This is a genomic window from Pantoea sp. NPDC088449, from assembly GCF_044753225.1.
GTDB lineage: Bacteria > Pseudomonadota > Gammaproteobacteria > Enterobacterales > Enterobacteriaceae > Pantoea > Pantoea floridensis.
Genome location: NZ_JBIVMT010000003.1, coordinates 297,578 through 317,569 on the forward strand (window position 1 = coordinate 297,578; position 19,992 = coordinate 317,569).

The window sequence follows — 19,992 nt, forward strand, 5'->3', positions numbered from 1 at the left end:
ACGGGGGTGTGCTTACGCGCTTTCACCCAGGAGGCTGACCGGCCCTAGCGGGTACGGCACGTTGTGCTGCTTCACCCATTCGGTAAAGCTGGCGCGTGCGCCCGGGAAGCCGATGGCAATCCAGGCTTTCATGCCTTTGTTGCCGCCGTACATCGGGTCAGCGAGGTAGCCATGTTTGGTATCTGAAAGCAGCTGGCTGAAGAACTGTGAAGCCTTCAGGTTCGGTTCGCCTAACGCGGCGAAATCGATGCCGTCGTTTTTGTTCACTTTGGTGAGGACCGCATCTTTCTCTTCCAGCGACAGCGCATGGAACGGCTTCTGAAAGTGGCTTTGCGTCCACTGATTCACCAGTTTGATGCCGGCCTGGTAAATCTGCTGTGGCGTGAACGGAATTTGATATCCCATGGTGGCAGGTGCATGCACGTCGAATGGGCCCTGCATGTAGATCTCTGCGCCGAACTCCGGGCTGTGCAGCTGCTGATCGATAAAGATCGGCACGTTGGTTTCCAGCGCGCCTGGCGCTTTACCATTACCGCCAGCAGGAATAAGACGATCGGCTGCGGCCAGAATAAATTGCCACTCATCGCTAGTGAAAAAGATCGGTTTATAGTCGGCGAGCTCAGGTGCGGCCATTTCCGCAGCTTGCGCGGCAGTTAATCCCTTAAATACCAGGTCACTTAATGGCAAAGCCAACAGCGACCCAAGTAAAAACTTACGTCTGGTGGTCGGTTTATTTAGAAGCATGACGTGACGACTCTCACTTGCTAAGAAAGATAATTATTTTTGTTAATAGCTTTATAAATCGGTAAATAACCTGGCAATCTTAGGGATATAGGTATTTCTGAATGTAAAAATTAAATTAAAAATGTGTTTTGATGAAATTCAATCATCATGTTGAATTTAGGTTAAGGCTTGGTAAAGGGCTTTCGAGGTGGAAATAGCGGATTTAACCGTACAAATGCGGTGATTTTGGTAATATTTAGTGGGCAATTGACCAGGGATTATCGCGCAAGGAAATAATCGCCAAAATGAATCAATGAAAATAAATCATACTTCCATACCAGAGAACTATTCTCATTTATAACATCTTATTTACTTAATTGGCGAAGGGGTAAGCGCTTTATTTTCAGAATATGAAAGGCAGCGCAAAAAATAAACGCAATAATACCTCAATGTAATCAATTGTTATTTTCCGGCACAGCTCAGAACAAACCGGCATTTTGCCTGGACGATGGCAGAGATAAAGTCTCTTCATCTTCTCTCCAGGAAAACAATAATGCGCTCATTGATTTTGCTCGTCGCTTTATGGGGCAGCAGCTTTGCCCTGCATGCTGCCACACCGAAAGATACCCTTGTCGTTGCCGTACCGCTCGACGGCATCATTAGCTTTGACCCGGCTGAAAGCTTTGAAACCGTCAGCAATAGCGTGCAGCGCAATATCTATCAAACGCTGGTGGAAGCCGATCGTAACTCGCCGCAAAAATTGTCGCCGCTGCTGGCGACTCGCTGGCAGCAAGGCAGCACGCCGCATAGCCTGATATTTACCCTCAAGCCCGACGCCCGCTTCTCCAGCGGCAATCCGGTCACGGCGCAGGATGTGATCTTCTCGCTGACGCGCGCGGTGCAGCTGAACAAAGCGCCCTCTTTTATCCTCGCTGAATTTGGCTGGACCAATGAAAATATCGCCAGCCAATTTAAAGTGCTGAATGACCATCAGCTGGAGATGCAGTGGCCAGCGCAGATTGGTCAGAACCTGGCACTGCGTCTGCTCACGGCGCCGGTTGCTTCGGTAGTCGATAGCAAAACCGTGCAGCAGAATGCAGTGAATAACGATTCCGGTAACGGCTGGCTACATACGCATTCTGCCGGCAGCGGCGCCTTCACCATTCAACAATATGTGCCGCAGCAGGCGCTGGTGTTAAGCGCGAATCAACAGGCCAATCCGCAGCCGAAGCTGAAACGTATTCTGCTCAAAGGCGTAGCAGATGCCGGTGCGCGTCGCCTGCTGATTCAGCAAGGCGATGTCGATGTCGCTTATCAACTCGGCCCGGATCAAATTGATGCGCTGAAGCGTGACAAAAATCTGCGTATTGAAGCCTTCCCCTCCAGCCTGGTGTATTACCTCGGGTTTAACACCAAGGATAAAGCGCAACCGGCGCTGGGCAATCCGGCGCTGTGGCAAGCCGCACGTTGGCTGGTGGATTATCAATCTCTATCGCAGGACCTGCTGAAAGGCCAGTACCGCATTCATCAGAGCTTTCTGCCGCAGGGTTTTGACGGCGCGCTGGAAGATCAACCGTTCCATTACGATGTCGCGAAAGCCAAAGAGATTTTAGCCAAAGGCGGCATCAAGCCAGGGACTAAATTTGCGCTGACGGTGATCAATCAGCCGCCTTATATTGATGTGGCGCAGGCGCTGCAGGCCAGCTTCGCCAAGGCGGATGTGCAGATCGAGCTGCAGCCGGTGGCAGAATCAGAATTGTGGAGCAAGATGCGCGGCCGTGATTTCCAATCGATCTTCATCTATTGGGGTGCGGACTATGTCGATCCGAACACCAACGCCAGCGCCTTTGCCTATAACGTACCGGGCGGATCTAAAACCCTGGCATGGCGCGTCGGTTGGGATATCCCGGATTTAAGCGCCAAAACCCGCGCCGCTGCCGGAGAAAGCGATGCCGCCAAGCGACGCGCGTTGTACACCGATTTGCAAAAAACCGTGCAGCAGAACTCACCCTTTGTGGTGACGCTGCAGGGTGCGCAGCAGGTCGCGGTGCGCAATAACGTGAGTCATGTGCAGCAGGGAATCGGCGTGAGTTTGCTGTTTTTTGATACGGTGCAGAAGTAATTACCCTCACCCTAGCCCTCTCCCGCACGCGGGAGAGGGGACAGTCCGCTGCAGTTTATAGCTAAGCCATAAATCCGCTGGATCGGCTCCTTCTCCCGCTGGCGGGAGAAGGTTGGGATGAGGGACAGCGCGCACCCACCCGACTTTTTCGGCACAATCCTCCTCCCTCCTTGCGCGTCGCTTGCTATCCTTTCTGGCATAACCTATTGCCTGAGAGCGAAATAATCATGACCACTCCGTTGCTGATTGCCCAAACGCCTGACGTCCAATTGCATCTTCTCTCCAACATGGCAAACCGCCACGGTTTGATCACTGGCGCCACCGGCACCGGCAAAACCGTGACGCTGCAAAAGCTGGCGGAATCTTTCTCTGACATCGGCGTGCCGGTATTTATGGCGGATGTGAAAGGCGATCTCACCGGCATCTCTGCGGCGGGCGAAGGTTCAGAGAAGCTGCTGGCGCGCCTGGCAAAAATTGGCGTCAGCGACTGGCAGGCGCAGAAAAATCCGGTGATGGTGTGGGATATCTTCGGCCAGCAGGGCCATCCGGTGCGCGCAACGGTGTCCGATCTCGGTCCGCTGCTACTGGCGCGCCTGCTTAACCTCAACGATGTGCAATCCGGCGTGCTGCAGATCATCTTTCGCATCGCCGACGATCAGGGTTTATTACTGCTGGATTTCAAAGATCTGCGCGCCATGACGCAGTACATCGGCGACAACGCCAAAGCGTTTCAGACGCAATACGGCAATATCAACGGCGCGTCGGTAGGGGCGATTCAGCGCGGTTTGCTGGCGCTGGAGCAGCAAGGCGCCGAGCACTTCTTTGGCGAACCGATGCTGGATATCCGCGACTGGATGCGCTGCGACAGCAACGGCAAAGGCTTCATCAACATCCTCTCGGCGGAAAAGCTGTATCAGATGCCGAAGCTTTACGCTACCAGCCTGCTATGGCTGCTGGCCGAACTGTATGAGCAGCTGCCAGAAGCGGGCGACCTCGATAAGCCCAAAATGGTGTTCTTCTTCGACGAAGCGCATCTGCTGTTTAGCGATGCGCCGCCGGTGCTGCTGGAGAAGGTTGAACAGGTTATTCGCCTGATTCGCTCCAAAGGGGTTGGCGTCTATTTCGTCACGCAGAATCCTGGCGATATTCCCGACAACGTGCTGGGGCAACTCGGCAACCGCGTGCAGCATGCGCTGCGCGCCTTTACGCCGAAGGATCAGAAAGCGGTGAAAAGCGCCGCCGAAACCATGCGCGCTAATCCAGACTTTGATACCGCGGAGGCGATTCAGGCGCTCGGCACCGGCGAAGCGCTGATCTCCTTCCTCGATGAAAAAGGCAGCCCCGCCATGGTGCAACGCGCAATGGTGATTGCGCCCGGCTCACGCATGGGGCCGGTAAACCAGGATGAGCGTAATGGCCTGATCAACAACTCGCCGCTGTACGGTAAATACGACACCGAAGTAGATCGTGAATCGGCATTCGAAATGCTGCAAAAAGGCGTGCAGACGGCGACGCAGCAAGCCAATGCCCCGGAAGCCAAAGGGAACAGCGTCGATGTCGATAACGGTATTCTTGGCGGCCTGAAAGATATTCTCTTTGGCACTACCGGACCACGCGGCGGCAAGCGCGATGGCGTCGTGCAGAGCGTGGCCAAGAGCGCCGCGCGTCAGGTAACCAATCAAATCATTCGCGGCGTACTCGGGAGTTTATTGGGCGGCCGTCGTCGTTAAAAGGGATTATGGATAAATATCAACAACTCAAACGCAGCAAACGTCTGGCGCTGTCGCTGCTGCTGATTGCCGCCACGATTTTCGTCGTGACGCTGTTTCTGCCGCCCAACTTTTGGGTGCTTGGCGTGAAGGCCATTGCCGAGGCAGCCATGGTCGGCGCGTTAGCCGACTGGTTCGCAGTGGTGGCGTTATTCCGGCGTGTCCCGGTACCGTTTATCTCGCGCCATACGGCGATTATTCCACGTAATAAAGATCGGATTGGGGAGAATCTTGGCCGTTTCGTGCAGGAGAAATTCCTCGATACTGATTCGCTACTGGCGCTGATCCGCCGCCACGATCCGTCGCAAATGTTGGCAACGTGGCTTAACACGCCAGGCAATGCCGATCGTATTGGTCGCCATCTGCTACAGGTGATGCGCGGCTTTCTCGATCTTACCGACGATCAACGCATTCAGCGCTTTTTGCGTCGCGCGGTGCATCGTGCGCTGGATAAAGTCGATCTCACCCAATCCAGCGCGCTGCTGCTGGATAGCCTGACCAAAAACAATCGCCATCAGGAGTTGCTGGATGCGGCGGTGCAACAGCTGCTGCGCTTGCTGCATAAGCCCGGCACGCGCGAGTTTATCGCCGCGCAAATTGTGCGTTGGCTGAAACGCGAACACCCGATTAAAGCCAAAATGTTGCCGACCGAATGGCTTGGCGAGCACAGCGCTGATTTAGTGGCAAATGCCGTGGATTCCATTCTCGATCAGGTGGCGCTTGATCAGGGCCATGAGCTACGTCTGGGATTTGATCGCGCCGTACAGCGTTTGATTGAACGGCTGAAAACCGATCCTGAAATGGCCGAACGCGCCGAAGGCATTAAGAACTGGCTGAAGGAAGATGAGTCCTTTAATCGTTATATCGGCGAGCTATGGCAGGATTTACGCGGCTGGCTGAAAGACGATTTGAACAGCGAGGATTCGCAGGTGCAGGAGCGCGTGCGGCTGGCGGCGCTGTGGTTGGGCGAGACGCTTGCCGCCGATGAAGCGCTGCGCGCCTCAATGAATCAACATCTGGAAGATGCCGCACGCAGTGTCGCACCGGAGTTTGCGGCGTTCCTGACACGCCATATTAGCGATACCGTAAAAAGCTGGGACGCGCGCGACATGTCACAGCAAATTGAGCTAAATATTGGCCGTGATTTACAGTTTATCCGCATTAACGGCACCCTGGTGGGCGGCACGATTGGCCTGATTTTGTATTTGCTATCGCAGCTGCCGGGTTTCATCCAGCAGTTGCCATAAGCAGGTCGCCATGAATGGCGACCCTACGTTTTTGTCGCTGGGTTTTTGTAGGCTGCGCATTCATGCGCACCTGCATAGATCAGCTTAACTAAGCGGCATTACGCCATGAATGGCGATCCCAAAACCTCTCCTTCCATGTTCTTTCATTTATTTTCACTTTGCAGATCACAAAATCTGCAGCTCGCGATTACCTTCATTTAAACTTTCATTTATTGTCATTTCGTCATTAGAAATGAAAGGAAGAGAAAATGAACCGCATTACCCAGCAGATGGCGCGCATGATTGATTTGAGCGCCGTTCAGGCAACCAATACCGAAGCTGATATTCGCCAATGCGCGGAGTTGGCCATCCGCTACAACATCATCGCTATTCACGTTTTACCCTGCTGGACGCGCTTTCTCAGCACGCTGCTGCCAGAGCAAGGTCGCGGTGACATCATGATCGGCGGTCCGGTCGGTTTCCCAAGCGGCGGACACGCCACCGATACCAAAGTGCAGGAAGTGCGTCAGCTGATCTGCGACGGCGCGCGTGAAGTCGACATGGTGGTGAATATCGGCAACGTGCTGTCGGGTCGCTTTGATGAAGTGAAGCAGGACCTTCAGCGCGTGGTTGAGGCCGCAGCGCCGGTTGAAGCCAAAGTGATCCTCGAAACCCATTATCTCGACGAACAGCAGATCCGTCGCGTGTGTGACATCGCCGTAGAAGCTGGCATGAAATGGATCAAAACCTCAACCGGCTGGGCAGCCAGCGGGGCGACCGAAGAGAAAGTGGCGATCATCGCCGATCAGCTGCAAGGGCGTTTACGCATCAAAGGATCGGGCGGCATTCGCGATCTCGACACCATCCGCACGCTGTATCGTTTGGGCGTCCGCCGCTTTGGCATGAGCGCCAGCGCTACCGAGAAAGTCCTGAGCCAATTAGAACAGGATCCGTCGCTGTTCCCGGAACTGAATCATACGGTGTAAACGCTGCAACTCTCCGGCGTGATATGGAGTGAATAATGAAAAAAAACCTTCTTACCCTCGACATCGGCACGGGCAGCACGCGCGCTGCTCTTGTCACGCCCGACGGCACCATCGTCGGTTTTGCCCAACGTGAATATTCGCAGACGTCTCCGCAGCCTGGCTGGGTGGAACAATCCCCGTCGCTGTGGTGGCACTCTGCTTGCGACGGCATCCGGGAACTCTACTCACGCTTTGCCCAGGAAATGGCGCACATCGCTGCGATTGCGGTATGTGGCCAGATGCACGGCACGGTCCTACTCGATAGCGCAGGTCATCTGGTAGAAGACCGCGCTTTACTCTGGAATGACAAACGCGCCTGGCCGCAGGTGGCTGCTTTCCGGGAACGGGAGGAGATGCCTTTCTGGCTCACACATCTTAATAACCCACCAACGCCGGCCTGGCCCGCTTTTAAACTGCAGTGGATACGCGAACATCATCCCGACGTTTGGGCGCGCGTGGCTAGCGTATTGATGCCGAAAGACTTTATTAATTTTCGTCTTACCGGCGCGCGTGCGACCGACTATAGCGAAGCCTCCTGTTATTACCTGATGGACAGCGCCACGCGCCAATGGTCGCACGCTGCGCTCGATCGCTTCCAGCTATCCGCCGATCTGCTGCCTGACATTCATGCAGCCAGCGATGTGATCGGCAGCATCACGCCCAAGGCGGCGCGAGAAACCGGCTTAAGGCCCGGTATTCCGGTGGTGGCAGGTACCGCCGATATGGCCGCCAGCCTGCTGGGTTCGGGTGTGTATCAGCCCGGACAGGCCTCGGATAGCACCGGCACGTCAACGTTAATCACCGTCGTCAGCGACGCGCCGCTGCTGCATCCGCAGGTTAATAATCTGCATCTCAGCAATGCTGCCTGGGGCGGTTTTACGCTGCTGGATGCTGGCGGTGATGCGATGCGCTGGGCGCGGGAGGCCTTTGGGGGCGGGCAGCATTCGCACCCTGAAATGCTGCGCCTTGCCGCAGAGACGAGGGCCGGCGCAGAAGGTCTGCTGTTTCTGCCCTATCTCACCGGCGAACGCCTGGCGGATAAATGCAACTCGCGTGGCCAGCTATTTGGATTACAGCGGCGGCATGCGGCAGGGCACCTTTACCGCGCGGTGCTGGAAGGCGTGGCATTTGCCTCGTGGCGCAATCTGCGCCAGTTAAGCGCCTGTTGCACCATGCCCGACAGCATCATTGCCTCCGGCGGCGGCTCACGCAGCGAACTGTGGCTCAGCATTAAAGCCTCAGTGTACAACCGGCCGATTCAGCACACCGTTAATCAGGAAAACGGCACGCTGGGCTGCGCTATTCTCGCCGCCACCGGCATCGGTTACTTCAGTGACCTCGCACAAGGCGTGCAGCGTATGGTGCACATTGCCGGTGAGATTCAGCCCGATGCGCGCCTGCACGATGCTTATCAACGTCAGTTCGACATCTTCGACCAACTTTATTTGCAGGCACAGCCGCTTTGGGATCGTCTCGATGCTGCCTCCGCCTGTTTTGAGGAGCAGGGATCATGAGCGAAATAGTGATTAAAAAACAAGATGAGGTCGCCGGTGCACATGGGGAAACGCTGGACCGCAGCGCCTATTTGCCCGCTACGCCGTGGCTGCAATTGCTGATGGTATGCTGCCTGTTTGCCCTGTGGGGCATGGCGGGCAACCTCAACGATATCCTGATCGCCCAGTTCAAAAAGGGGTTTAACCTTAGCGATACACAAACGGCGCTGGTGCAGTCGATCTTCTTCCTCGGCTATTTTCTGGTGGCCTTACCCGCCGCCGCGGTGATTAAGCGCTACTCGTACAAAGTGGCGATCATCATTGGGCTGTGTCTCTATGCTGCCGGCTGTTTCCTGTTTATCCCGGCCGCACATGCTATGACCTACGCGGCGTTCCTTGGCTGCCTTGGGGTGATTGCCAGCGGTTTATCATTCCTCGAAACCTCGGCCAACACCTATTCGAGCCTGCTTGGCACCGCCGAAACCTCTACCCAACGCATCAACTTTTCACAAATCTTCAATTCCGTCGGCGTAATCATGGGTGTGGTCATTGGGCAACAGCTGGTGTTCAACAAAGACGATCTTACGCATGAGCAGCTTGCTGCCCTTCCCGTCGAAGTAGCGGACGGCATTCGCCAGCAAATGGTGTCGCAGGTCGTCACGCCTTACCTGATCATCGGTTCGATTTTGGTGGTGCTGGCGCTGGTGTTTGTGGCGGTAAAATTTCCCGCCTGCAAACCGGCGACGAAAGCCAATACCGCTGCGGAACCCCTTGCCCAATCGCTGAAAAAACTGTGGTCAGTACCGCGTTTTCGTATGGGCGTGCTGTCGCAATTCCTTTACGTCGGCGCGCAGGTGGGCCTGTGGAGCTTTACCATCCGCTTTGTTCAATTAATTGAACATGGCACCAGCGAGCATTCCGCCACCTGGTGGCTGATTGCCACGCTGCTGTGCTATTCCGCCGGTAAAGTTGTGACGACCGCACTGATGAAACGCTATAGCCCGGCGCTGCTGCTAGGCGTGTTCTGCTCGATATGTGTAGTGCTATTGCTGTTTGCGGTGAGTCAGAAAAGCATGGCGGCAGTGGTGGCAATCATGGGGGTGAACTTCTGTATGGCGCTATGCTGGCCAACCAATTTTGGCTTAACCATCAAAGGTATGGGTGCAGAAACTCAGCTGGCAGGCTCCATTGTCGTGATGTCGATTATTGGTGGCGCGGTAATCCCGCTGGTGATGGGGATTATGTCTGACCTTAACGGCGGCGACATGCAGTTCGCCTTTATCATCCCGCTGGCATGCTTTGTCTATGTTGCCTTTTTCGGCTTCTGGTGCCAGCGCAGAGGAGTGTAGTAATGATTACATCGTTAGCGCACATTGGATTACGCACACAAAACATCGCCGCGGCGCGTGAATTCTATCGCTCACTGGGGTTTGAGCCTCAGCGCCAGATCGAGATCGAAGAAGCACGCGGTACCATCGTCGTTCAGTTTATGCAGATACAGGGCACGGTGTTGGAGCTCTATCAGCTGCCCTGGCAAACCGATGCCCGTGCGCCGCAGGATAGCGGTATCGATCATCTGGCCTGGCAGGTAGCAGATTTGTCTGCTGCCGAGCGCTGGATTATCTCGCTTGGCTATCCTTTGGTAGAAGGACCTTGCGATCATCCGGCGGGCTGCCGCTACTTTATGATTGCCGGCCCAGATGGTGAGCGCGTGGAGTTTCTGCAACCGCTCAATCGCTAAGTGAATTGTCCGGGCGGAGTTCACGCCGCCCGGAACCTGAGATAGAGTGTTGCGGTTTCCCCCCGTTTGAGGCCGATATGTACTTAGAGGAAAGACAAGAAAAAATCCTCGCCATCCTGAAAGAGAAACGCAAAATCTCCGTAGGCGAAATGAGTGAACGTTTCAACGTTTCCGGTGCCACCATTCGCACCGATCTGCGTTTGATGGAAGAATCTGGCCAGCTGACGCGCACCCACGGCGGCGCCATTCTGCGCACCCGCGCCAGTTTTGAGATGGGCTCAGACCTGCGCGAGAGCCTGAATATTGATGCGAAAGCCCGCGTTGGTGAGCGTGCGGCACAGCTCATCGAAGACGGCGATATTATCGTGCTCGATACCGGTACCACGACGCTGCATATTGCGCACCACCTGCGCGAACGTAAAAATCTCACCGTAATTACCAACGATTTCGCCATTGCTCGCGTGCTGGAAGAAGCCAGCAGCGTGCAGGTGGTCTTGCTGGGCGGCATCGTGAAGAAAGGCTATCACTGCGTGATTCCTGCCGCAGGTGGGCAGATGATGGATCATCTTAACGTCGATAAAGCCTTTATGGCGGTGAACGGTATTTCACTCAAACAAGGCGCGTGCGTTGCCGACATTATGCTGGCAGAGAGTAAGCGCACCATCATCGAACATGCCAGCCAGGTGATTGTTGTGTGTGACAGCAGCAAGCTGGGAAACACCTCACTGGCACAGTTCGCGCGCAGCGATCAGGTTGATATGTTGGTGATGGATAATTTGCCAGAAGATGCCGATGCCTGGCAGCAGGCGGGAATTGCATTGGTGACGCTGGAAAGCTGAAAGTTTTAACCGTTTTATGAAAAAGGCCGCCATAAATGGCGTGATGCCGCTCACTTAAGCAAAAATGCCTTTTTATGCAGGTGCGCATGAATGCGCACCCTACGAAAACCCGGCTATATCCACGTAGGGTCAGCATTAATGCTGACCGCAACCCGTTACCGGCGCTTCATTAGCAGGAACAAACTGATCGCGAAGAAGGCGCCGCTCGGCAGAATCGCGCCCAATATCGGCGGTAAACCGTACACGAGGCTTAACGGGCCAAAGATCTGGTCCAGCACGTAGAATAAGAAGCCAAAGCTAATCCCCGTCACCACGCGCACGCCCATGGAGACGCTACGCAGCGGACCAAAGATAAATGACAGCGCCATCAGCATCATCACCGCCACCGACAGCGGCTGGAAGATTTTGCTCCACATATTCAGCTGGTAGCGTCCTGAAACCTGGCCACTCTGCTTGAGGTATTTACTGTAGTTATACAGGCCGCTGATCGACAGCGCGTCTGGGTCCAGCGCCACCACGCCGAGCTTATCGGGCGTGAGGTTGGTTTTCCACTCGCCGCTCAGGCTCTGCGAACCGGTAATTTGTTTGGCATCCTGCAGATCGGATTCATCCACCTGCGACAGCACCCACAGCTTTCTCTCCGCATTCCAGGTCGCGCTCGCCGCGTAGCGCACGCTCAGTAAGCGACGCTGGTCGGTGAATTTATAGATGCTGACGCCATCAATCTCGTTATCGCCTTTAATGCGCTCGATGTAGATGAAATCATTGCCATCCTTCGCCCATAACCCGTTTTGCGTCGAAACCAGCGAGCCGCCGTACAGCTGCTGCGCCCGGTAGTTACGCGCCATCTGCTCGCCCTGCGGCGCCACAAATTCGCCGACTGCCATGGTCAGTAACACCAGCGGAATCGCCGTTTTCATCACCGCCAGCGCCACCTGCATGCGGGTAAAGCCCGATGCCTGCATCACCACCAGCTCACTACGCTGCGCCAGCGTGCCTAAACCGAGTAGCGCACCCAACAGCGCCGCCATCGGGAAGAAGATTTCGATATCTTTCGGTACGCTGAGCAGCGTGTAATAACCCGCATCCAACGCGGTGTAGGCGCCCTGCCCGGTTTTACGCAGCTGATCGACGAACTTAATAATGCCCGACAGCGATACCAGCATGAACAGCGTCAGCATGATGGTGTTGAAGATAGTTTTGCCGATATAGCGGTCAAGAACCTTAAACATCAGACCGATCCTCCACGGCTAAAACGGGCACGGATGCGACGCATCGGCACGGTATCCCACATGTTTAGCAATACCGCCAACGCCAGATAGGATAAGTTCACCACCCACATCCAGATGGCAGGATCGAATTTGCCTTTTGCCGCATTGGAGCGCAGCGAGCTCTGCAGCAGGAAGAAGATCAGATACAGCAGCATAGCGGGCAGCATTGAGAGCACGCGGCCCTGACGCGGGTTCACCACGCTAAGCGGCACCACCATTAATGCCATCACCAGCACCGCAAAGATCAGCGTTAAGCGCCAGTGTAGCTCTGCCTGGAACTGAGGCGTCTTGGTTTTCACCAGAGTGCTGATATCGGCTTGATCGGCATCGTTCGGATCGAGCGTGGCTTCTTTGTAGCCTACCAGCGCCTGATAATTCACGAAGTCGGTGATACGGAAGTCGCGGAGCATCGCCGTGCCTTCAAAGCGCGTGCCTTTATCCAGCGTGACCACCTGTGAGCCATCTTTACGCTGCTCCATATGCCCGCTGTCGGCCAGCACTACCGAAGGACGCGCATTCCCTTTCGGACGCAGCTGCGCCAGGAACACGTTGCCAAAGGTATTGCCTTTCACATTCTCAACAAACAGCACCGCATTCCCGTCGCTGGAGGTTTGGAACTGCCCAGCCGCTAGCGCTGCCGCGCCTGGGTTAGCTTTAGCATTTTGTGTCACCTCTTCCTGATAACGCGACGACCAGGGACCTAACCAGATGACGTTAACGGCTGCGACCGCTGAAGTCAGCAACATCAGGATCATCGCCGCTTTGATGAGCACGCTTTTGCCGAGGCCGCAGGCATGCATCACCGTGATTTCACTTTCGGTGTACAGCCGTCCCAGGGTCATTAAAATCGCCAGAAACAGGCTTAGGGGCAGGATAAGTTGTGCCATTTCAGGCACGCCAAGTCCTAACAATGTCAGAACTAAGTTTGTTGGGATCTCGCCATCCACCGCAGCACCCAAAATCCGCACTAACTTCTGACAAAAGAAGATCAGTAGCAGGATGAAGAGGATAGCCAGCTGGCTTTTGAGCGTTTCCCGAACCAGATATCTAATGATGATCACGCTTAGTACGCCTGTGATAACTTGTCTTTTTGCAGGAAAATCGCTAGTTTCAACGCTTATCAGCCATTTTTCTTCATCAATGGCCGTCATCGTAGCTAAAATAGTATGACGAACGCGTTAGCGTGGTGAAAAAACAACGTATTGTCACCACAACTCATTATGACTACCGGCGTTGAATTGTCATGGCGTCGCAACGAAGTAATGAGTTACGAGCGCGCTACATTCTAACGACAGCTAAGGCCGTTGTCTTTAAGATTCAGGAGAGTGCATGGAGTTCAGTGTAAAAAGCGGTAGCCCGGAAAAACAGCGTAGCGCCTGCATTGTCGTTGGCGTTTTCGAACCGCGCCGTTTGTCGCCCATTGCTGAGCAATTGGATAAGATTAGCGATGGCTATATCAGCGCCCTGCTGCGCCGCGGTGAACTGGAAGGGAAAGTGGGCCAAACGCTGCTGCTGCACCATGTGCCGAATATCCTCTCCGAACGCATCCTGCTGATTGGCTGCGGTAAAGAGCGCGAGCTGGATGAGCGCCAGTACAAGCAGGTGATTCAGAAAACAATTAATACGCTGAATGACACCGGTTCGATGGAAGCGGTGTGCTTCCTGACCGAACTGCACGTAAAAGGCCGTAATACTTACTGGAAAGTGCGTCAGGCGGTTGAAACCTCGAAAGAGGCGCTCTACAACTTCGATCAGCTGAAAAGCAATAAAGTGGAGCCGCGTCGCCCGCTGCGCAAACTGGTGTTCAACGTGCCAACCCGCCGTGAACTGACCAGCGGCGAACGTGCCATTCAGCACGGGTTAGCCGTGGCTGCCGGTGTGAAAGCGGCCAAAGATCTCAGCAATATGCCGCCAAATATTTGTAACGCCGCGTATCTGGCTTCACAGGCGCGACAGCTGGCGGATGCGTATAGCAAAAATGTCACCACGCGCGTCATTGGCGAGCAGCAGATGAAAGAGCTGGGGATGAACGCTTATCTGGCGGTCGGCGCGGGTTCCCATAACGAATCGCTGATGTCGGTCATTGAGTACAAAGGCAGCAACGATCCTGAAGCTCGGCCGATTGTTCTGGTGGGTAAAGGCTTAACCTTCGATTCCGGCGGTATCTCCATCAAACCGGCCGAAGCGATGGATGAGATGAAGTACGACATGTGCGGCGCGGCCTCGGTGTATGGCGTGATGCGCATGGTGGCAGAACTGAATCTGCCGCTGAATGTGGTGGGTGTGCTGGTAGGCTGTGAAAATATGGCCGATGGCAAAGCGATGCGACCGGGCGACGTGTTAACCACCATGTCTGGCCAAACCGTTGAAGTGCTCAATACCGATGCCGAAGGGCGTCTGGTGCTGTGTGATGCGCTGACCTACGTTGAACGCTTCGAGCCAGAGGTGGTGATTGACGTGGCAACGCTGACCGGTGCCTGCGTCATTGCATTAGGCCATCACGTTAGCGGATTGATGTCTAACCACAACCCGCTGGCACACGAGCTGATCAGTGCATCTGAGCAATCTGGCGATCGCGCCTGGCGCTTGCCGATGGCCGATGAGTATCAGGAGCAGCTGGAATCCAATTTTGCCGATATGGCGAACATTGGCGGCCGTCCTGGCGGCGCGATCACCGCAGCCTGCTTCCTTGCGCGCTTTGCGCGTAAGTTTAACTGGGCGCACCTGGATATCGCCGGCACAGCATGGCGTTCTGGTAAAGCGAAAGGCGCCACCGGCCGTCCGGTGCCGCTGCTGTCGCAGTTCCTGCTGAATCGTGCGGGATTGAACGGCGACGATTAAGTTGTCGCTGTGCGGTCATTGAAACGGTGCGCATCAATGCGCACCCTACGAAGTTGGGTTGCCATTAATGGCGACCGAAAAGATAGACGCACGAACCCGCGGGGCGCACAATGCGCCCCACTGTCATTTATGGAAATGAGTCCGCCATGAAAAACGCCACTTTCTATGTGATGGAGTCTGAGAGCGCAGGCGACGGCTTAACCGCCATTGAAGCCCTGGTGTGCTCTCTTGCCGAAACACGCTGGCGTGACGGCAAACGCATCCTGATCGCCTGCGAAAATGAAGAACAGGCCAATCGGCTGGATGAAGCACTCTGGCAGCTCCCGGCCAACGCCTTTGTGCCACACAATCTGGCTGGCGAAGGCCCGCGCTATGGCGCACCAGTTGAACTGGCCTGGCCGCAGCGCCGCGGCAGTTCGCCGCGCGATCTGCTGATCAGCCTTTTGCCGCAGTTCGCAGATTTTGCTACTGCTTTCCATGAAGTGATAGACTTCGTACCTTATGAAGAATCCCTAAAACAACTGGCGCGCGATCGCTATAAAGCCTATCGCAGCGTTGGTTTCCAATTGAATACGGCGACGCCACCCTCGCCGCAAACGACAGTGTAGAAATGGAAAAGACATATAACCCGCAAGATATCGAGCAGCCGCTCTACGAGCACTGGGAACAGCAGGGCTACTTTAAACCGAATGGCGACACCAGCCAGGAAAGCTTTTGCATCATGATCCCGCCGCCGAACGTTACCGGCAGCTTGCATATGGGTCACGCTTTCCAGCAAACCATCATGGATACCATGGTGCGTTACCAGCGCATGCAGGGCAAAAATACCCTGTGGCAGGCCGGTACCGATCACGCCGGTATCGCCACGCAGATGGTGGTTGAACGTAAGATCGCCGCTGAAGAGGACAAAACGCGCCAGGATTACGGCCGCGATGCGTTCATCGACAAAATCTGGCAGTGGAAAGCGGAATCCGGCGGCACCATCACCCGCCAGATGCGCCGTCTCGGTAACTCGGTTGACTGGGAGCGCGAGCGCTTCACCATGGACGACGGTTTGTCCAACGCGGTGCGTGAAGTGTTTGTCCGCCTGTATAAAGAGAACCTGATTTACCGCGGCAAGCGCCTGGTAAACTGGGATCCAAAACTGCGTACCGCCATCTCCGATCTGGAAGTGGAAAACCGCGAGAGCAAAGGCTCGATGTGGCATATCCGCTATCCGCTGGCCGACGGTGTGAAAACCGCGGAAGGCAAAGATTATCTGGTGGTGGCCACCACCCGTCCGGAAACCCTGTTGGGCGATACCGGCGTCGCGGTTAACCCGGAAGATCCGCGCTACAAAGATCTGATCGGCAAAGAAGTGATCCTGCCGCTGGTGAACCGCCGCATTCCGATCGTTGGCGATGAACACGCCGATATGGAAAAAGGCACCGGCTGCGTGAAGATCACGCCAGCGCATGACTTCAACGACTACGAAGTCGGTCGTCGTCACAAGCTGCCAATGATCAACATTCTTACCTTTGATGGCGATATCCGCGAGCGCGCGGAAGTGTTCGACACCAATGGTGAAGTGAGCGACGAGTGTGCCGACGATATCCCAGCACCGTTCCAGAAAATGGAGCGTTTTGCTGCGCGTAAAGCGATTGTCGCTGCCGTTGACGAAATCGGCCTGCTGGAAGAGATCAAACCGCACGACCTGACCGTTCCTTACGGCGATCGCGGCGGCGTGGTGATTGAACCGATGCTCACCGACCAATGGTATGTGCGCACCGCGCCGCTGGCGAAAGTTGCGGTGGAAGCGGTTGAGAATGGCGACATCCAGTTCGTGCCAAAACAGTACGAAAACATGTACTTCTCGTGGATGCGTGACATTCAGGATTGGTGTATTTCGCGTCAGCTGTGGTGGGGACACCGCATTCCGGCGTGGTACGACAACGACGGCAACGTCTACGTTGGCCGCACCGAAGATGAAGTGCGTCAGGAAAACCATCTGGCCGCCGACGTCGCGCTGCGCCAGGATGACGACGTGCTGGATACCTGGTTCTCATCCGGCCTGTGGACATTCTCTACTCTCGGCTGGCCAGAGAACACTGAAGCGCTGCGTACCTTCCACCCAACCAGCGTACTGGTGAGCGGCTTCGACATTATCTTCTTCTGGATTGCGCGCATGATCATGCTGACCATGCACTTCATCAAAGATGAAAACGGCAAGCCGCAGGTACCGTTTAAAACCGTCTATATGACCGGTTTGATCCGCGATGAAGAAGGCCAGAAGATGTCCAAGTCGAAAGGCAACGTCATCGATCCGCTGGATATGATTGACGGTATTTCGCTGGAAGATCTGCTGGAGAAGCGTACCGGCAACATGATGCAGCCGCAGCTGGCTGAGAAGATCCGCAAACGTACCGAGAAGCAGTTCCCGGACGGCATCGTGCCTTCAGGTACCGATGCGCTGCGCTTTACCCTCGCCGCGCTGGCTTCTACCGGCCGTGACATCAACTGGGACATGAAACGCCTGGAAGGTTACCGCAACTTCTGTAACAAGCTGTGGAACGCCAGCCGCTTCGTGCTGATGAACACCGAAGAGCAGGATTGCGGACAAAACGGCGGCGAAATGAAGCTGTCGCTGGCGGATCGCTGGATTTTGAGCGAATTCAACCGCAGCGTGAAGGCGTATCGTGAAGCGCTGGATAGCTATCGCTTTGATATCGCCGCCAATATTCTCTACGACTTCACCTGGAACCAGTTCTGTGACTGGTATCTGGAGCTGACGAAGCCGGTGATGACCAGCGGTAGCGAAGCGGAACTGCGCGGCACGCGTAATACGCTGGTTACCGTGCTGGAAGCGCTGCTGCGTTTGGCACATCCGATCATTCCTTACATCACCGAAACCATCTGGCAGCGTGTGAAAGGCCTGAAAAACATCGATCACGATACCATCATGCTGCAGCCGTTCCCGCAGTATGAGGCGGCAAAAGAAGATGCCGAGGCGCAAGCCGATATCGAGTGGATGAAGCAGGCGATCGTCGCGGTGCGTAATATTCGTGCCGAGATGAATATTGCACCAAGCAAGCCGCTTGATGTGCTGCTGCGTGATTGCTCCGCTGCGGCGCAGCGTCGCGTGGAAGAGAACCGCACCTTCCTGTCACGCCTGGCGCGTCTGGAGAGCCTGACCATTCTGCCTGCCGGCGAGAAAGGCCCGGTTGCGGTGACCAAGATTGTTGAAGGCGCTGAGTTGCTGATCCCAATGGCGGATCTGGTGAACAAAGAAGCCGAGCTGGAGCGCCTGGCGAAAGAGCTGGTGAAACTTGATGTCGAAATCGAGAAGATCCAGACCAAGCTGGCGAATGAAGGCTTTGTGTCACGTGCGCCGGAAGCGGTCGTCGCCAAAGAGCGTGAGCGCGTGGCTGAGCTTGAACAATCTAAAGCAAAACTGTTTGAACAGCAGGGCGTGATTGCGGCATTGTAAGCGCTTCAGTCCAATTGCTTAATCGAAGCCGGGCACTGCCCGGCTTTTTTATACCGGAAGATAATGATGACCACCGACGCCCCCATCAATTTAAAGGTGCGCCCGATTACAGCCGCCGATAATCCGCTGATCGCGCAGGTGATCCGCGACGTATCAGCCGAATTTGGTCTAACGGCGGACAAAGGCTACACCGTGTCCGATCCCAATCTGGATCGCCTGTTCGAGTTGTATAGCGAAGCCAACAGCGCTTATTGGATTGTCGAGCATGAAGGCGTGGTGGTGGGCGGTGGCGGCGTTGCACCGCTGGCCTGTAGCGCACCGGATATTTGCGAGCTGCAGAAGATGTATTTCCTGCCGCAGGTACGCGGCTTGGGGTTGGCGCGCGATCTGGCGCTGCGCGCCATGGAGTATGCCCGTCAGCAAGGTTTTCAGCGCTGCTACCTGGAAACCACCGGTAGCCTGACGCGTGCGATTAAGCTGTATGAGTCGTTGGGGTTTGAGCTGATTGATAGCGCGATGGGCTGCACCGGGCATGTGGATTGCGAAGTGCGGATGTTGAAGGTGTTGTAATGAATGGGGTCGCCATAAATGGCGACCCTACGGTGTAACATAGGGTGCGCATTCATGCGCACCGCGTAACCGCTAAGAAATCAATGTCTTAAACCGCCGGCACACCGCTATGAAAACGCAACTCGCCATCCGGCTCGCTGATTAAGCGCGCTTCTGCGGCACCAAACGCCTGCACCCGTGGCGCAATATCCTTCGGCGAAATCTGCTGCGCCAGCTTCAGGTAATCCTGATAGTGACGCGCTTCCGATCGCAACAGCGAAATGTAGAACTTCTCCAGCTGCTCATCCAGATACGGCGCCAGGCTGGCAAAACGCTCACAGGATCGCGCTTCGATATACGCTCCGCAAATCAACTTATCCACCAGCGCATCTGGCTCATACGTGGCAATTTCACGGATCAACCCTTTGGCATAACGGCTGGCGGTGATTTTGCGATAGGGCAAACCGCGCGACTGCATGATTTCCCACACCTGATAGAAGTGATGCAGTTCCTCTTTGATCAGCAGCACCATCATCTCCACCAAATCATCCGCCCACGGTAGCTCGTTGCGTACAATGATGCTTTTGGTCAAATTCTTGTGCGCATTGATGAAGTTGTTGTCCGGCTCATCGCGGTAAATAAAATCTTCATAAGGCTTAAGCCACGCCAGAATGGCATCACCACTCGGCTTATCCGCCACGTATTTACGGATGATAAACACCGCGGTTTGCGCGGCCTTCAACTCGCATACCATGTGATCGGTAAGCAGCAGCGTCAGATTTTCCGGCTTGCGAGCCTCATCAATCCACGCTTGTGGCGTGCGGCAATGCAGGAATTGATAGATTGGTTCTAACAGTGGAGCGTAATTCATCGGCAATCTTTTTCTGGCGAGGAGAAAGTATCAGGGCGGCGAGCGCCGCCCATGAA

Annotated in this window: 16 protein-coding genes; 12 read left to right on the forward strand and 4 right to left on the reverse strand. The window is 55.2% G+C overall.

Annotated elements, in window-relative coordinates; all coding sequences use genetic code 11:
• Window positions 1-12 precede the first annotated feature (12 nt).
• The gene (locus ACIP6T_RS15875; protein ID WP_400458081.1) at window positions 13-744 is read right to left on the reverse strand and encodes a gluconate 2-dehydrogenase subunit 3 family protein; all 732 of its coding nucleotides are present in this window, start codon (window positions 742-744) and stop codon (window positions 13-15) included.
• Window positions 745-1,276: 532 nt separating this feature from the next.
• Here ACIP6T_RS15875 and ACIP6T_RS15880 point away from each other — a divergent pair.
• The 8 genes from ACIP6T_RS15880 to ACIP6T_RS15915 all read left to right on the forward strand — a co-directional run bounded on the left by ACIP6T_RS15880 (window position 1,277) and on the right by ACIP6T_RS15915 (window position 10,938).
• On the forward strand, window positions 1,277-2,845 hold the full coding sequence (locus ACIP6T_RS15880; protein WP_400458082.1) for an ABC transporter substrate-binding protein: 1,569 nt from the start codon (window positions 1,277-1,279) through the stop codon (window positions 2,843-2,845).
• A 227-nt stretch (window positions 2,846-3,072) separates the two neighbouring features.
• Window positions 3,073-4,575, forward strand: coding sequence for a helicase HerA-like C-terminal domain-containing protein (locus ACIP6T_RS15885; protein WP_400458083.1), 1,503 nt, complete (start codon window positions 3,073-3,075; stop codon window positions 4,573-4,575).
• 8 nt (window positions 4,576-4,583) lie between these two features.
• Window positions 4,584-5,861 (forward strand): DUF445 domain-containing protein, encoded by a 1,278-nt coding sequence (locus ACIP6T_RS15890; protein WP_097095054.1) that lies wholly within the window; start codon window positions 4,584-4,586, stop codon window positions 5,859-5,861.
• 248 nt (window positions 5,862-6,109) lie between these two features.
• Window positions 6,110-6,826 (forward strand): deoxyribose-phosphate aldolase, encoded by a 717-nt coding sequence (gene deoC, locus ACIP6T_RS15895; RefSeq protein WP_345827346.1) that lies wholly within the window; start codon window positions 6,110-6,112, stop codon window positions 6,824-6,826.
• 35 nt (window positions 6,827-6,861) lie between these two features.
• On the forward strand, window positions 6,862-8,379 hold the full coding sequence (locus ACIP6T_RS15900; RefSeq protein ID WP_400458085.1) for an FGGY-family carbohydrate kinase: 1,518 nt from the start codon (window positions 6,862-6,864) through the stop codon (window positions 8,377-8,379).
• Window positions 8,376-9,707: an L-fucose:H+ symporter permease gene (fucP, locus tag ACIP6T_RS15905; protein ID WP_400458086.1), complete on the forward strand. Its 1,332-nt coding sequence runs from the start codon at window positions 8,376-8,378 to the stop codon at window positions 9,705-9,707. Before ACIP6T_RS15900 ends, fucP begins: the two co-directional genes overlap by 4 nt.
• 2 nt (window positions 9,708-9,709) lie before the next feature.
• A complete protein-coding gene (locus tag ACIP6T_RS15910) occupies window positions 9,710-10,099 on the forward strand; it encodes a VOC family protein (protein ID WP_400458087.1) in 390 nt (129 codons plus the stop codon).
• Window positions 10,100-10,176: 77 nt separating this feature from the next.
• Window positions 10,177-10,938: a DeoR/GlpR family DNA-binding transcription regulator gene (locus tag ACIP6T_RS15915; RefSeq protein ID WP_400458088.1), complete on the forward strand. Its 762-nt coding sequence runs from the start codon at window positions 10,177-10,179 to the stop codon at window positions 10,936-10,938.
• 155 nt (window positions 10,939-11,093) lie between these two features.
• Here ACIP6T_RS15915 and lptG read toward each other — a convergent pair whose 3' ends face one another.
• Window positions 11,094-12,170, reverse strand: a complete 1,077-nt coding sequence (lptG, locus tag ACIP6T_RS15920) for an LPS export ABC transporter permease LptG (RefSeq protein WP_097095060.1) — start codon at window positions 12,168-12,170, stop codon at window positions 11,094-11,096.
• A complete protein-coding gene (lptF, locus tag ACIP6T_RS15925) occupies window positions 12,170-13,270 on the reverse strand; it encodes an LPS export ABC transporter permease LptF (RefSeq protein ID WP_097097600.1) in 1,101 nt (366 codons plus the stop codon). The genes lptG and lptF overlap by 1 nt, the downstream gene beginning before the upstream one ends.
• 268 nt (window positions 13,271-13,538) lie before the next feature.
• On the opposite strand from lptF, the gene pepA reads away from it, so the two are divergent.
• The 4 genes from pepA (at window position 13,539) to ACIP6T_RS15945 (ending at window position 19,086) form a co-directional block, all read left to right on the forward strand.
• The gene (gene pepA, locus ACIP6T_RS15930; protein WP_097095061.1) at window positions 13,539-15,050 is read left to right on the forward strand and encodes a leucyl aminopeptidase; all 1,512 of its coding nucleotides are present in this window, start codon (window positions 13,539-13,541) and stop codon (window positions 15,048-15,050) included.
• A gap of 146 nt (window positions 15,051-15,196) precedes the next feature.
• Window positions 15,197-15,658, forward strand: a complete 462-nt coding sequence (locus ACIP6T_RS15935) for a DNA polymerase III subunit chi (protein ID WP_036620276.1) — start codon at window positions 15,197-15,199, stop codon at window positions 15,656-15,658.
• A gap of 2 nt (window positions 15,659-15,660) precedes the next feature.
• Window positions 15,661-18,516, forward strand: coding sequence for a valine--tRNA ligase (locus ACIP6T_RS15940; protein WP_400458090.1), 2,856 nt, complete (start codon window positions 15,661-15,663; stop codon window positions 18,514-18,516).
• A gap of 66 nt (window positions 18,517-18,582) precedes the next feature.
• Window positions 18,583-19,086, forward strand: coding sequence for a GNAT family N-acetyltransferase (locus tag ACIP6T_RS15945; RefSeq protein ID WP_097095063.1), 504 nt, complete (start codon window positions 18,583-18,585; stop codon window positions 19,084-19,086).
• 88 nt (window positions 19,087-19,174) lie between these two features.
• Here the strand turns inward: ACIP6T_RS15945 and ACIP6T_RS15950 are convergent, their stop codons facing one another.
• Window positions 19,175-19,936, reverse strand: a complete 762-nt coding sequence (locus ACIP6T_RS15950; RefSeq protein WP_345827350.1) for a tRNA isopentenyl-2-thiomethyl-A-37 hydroxylase MiaE — start codon at window positions 19,934-19,936, stop codon at window positions 19,175-19,177.
• Between the last annotated feature and the right edge of the window lie 56 nt (window positions 19,937-19,992).

Bases quoted from the DNA above. Each gene is read 5' to 3' on its own strand.
- ACIP6T_RS15880 (WP_400458082.1), top strand. From the start codon at position 1,277: ATGCGCTCATTGATTTTGCTCGTCGCTTTATGGGGCAGCAGCTTTGCC.
- ACIP6T_RS15915 (WP_400458088.1), top strand. From the start codon at position 10,177: ATGTACTTAGAGGAAAGACAAGAAAAAATCCTCGCCATCCTGAAAGAG.
- ACIP6T_RS15940 (WP_400458090.1), top strand. From the start codon at position 15,661: ATGGAAAAGACATATAACCCGCAAGATATCGAGCAGCCGCTCTACGAG.
- deoC (WP_345827346.1), top strand. From the start codon at position 6,110: ATGAACCGCATTACCCAGCAGATGGCGCGCATGATTGATTTGAGCGCC.
- ACIP6T_RS15890 (WP_097095054.1), top strand. From the start codon at position 4,584: ATGGATAAATATCAACAACTCAAACGCAGCAAACGTCTGGCGCTGTCG.
- ACIP6T_RS15935 (WP_036620276.1), top strand. From the start codon at position 15,197: ATGAAAAACGCCACTTTCTATGTGATGGAGTCTGAGAGCGCAGGCGAC.
- ACIP6T_RS15950 (WP_345827350.1), bottom strand. From the start codon at position 19,936: ATGAATTACGCTCCACTGTTAGAACCAATCTATCAATTCCTGCATTGC.
- ACIP6T_RS15875 (WP_400458081.1), bottom strand. From the start codon at position 744: ATGCTTCTAAATAAACCGACCACCAGACGTAAGTTTTTACTTGGGTCG.
- ACIP6T_RS15885 (WP_400458083.1), top strand. From the start codon at position 3,073: ATGACCACTCCGTTGCTGATTGCCCAAACGCCTGACGTCCAATTGCAT.
- ACIP6T_RS15900 (WP_400458085.1), top strand. From the start codon at position 6,862: ATGAAAAAAAACCTTCTTACCCTCGACATCGGCACGGGCAGCACGCGC.
- pepA (WP_097095061.1), top strand. From the start codon at position 13,539: ATGGAGTTCAGTGTAAAAAGCGGTAGCCCGGAAAAACAGCGTAGCGCC.
- ACIP6T_RS15945 (WP_097095063.1), top strand. From the start codon at position 18,583: ATGACCACCGACGCCCCCATCAATTTAAAGGTGCGCCCGATTACAGCC.
- ACIP6T_RS15910 (WP_400458087.1), top strand. From the start codon at position 9,710: ATGATTACATCGTTAGCGCACATTGGATTACGCACACAAAACATCGCC.
- fucP (WP_400458086.1), top strand. From the start codon at position 8,376: ATGAGCGAAATAGTGATTAAAAAACAAGATGAGGTCGCCGGTGCACAT.
- lptG (WP_097095060.1), bottom strand. From the start codon at position 12,170: ATGTTTAAGGTTCTTGACCGCTATATCGGCAAAACTATCTTCAACACC.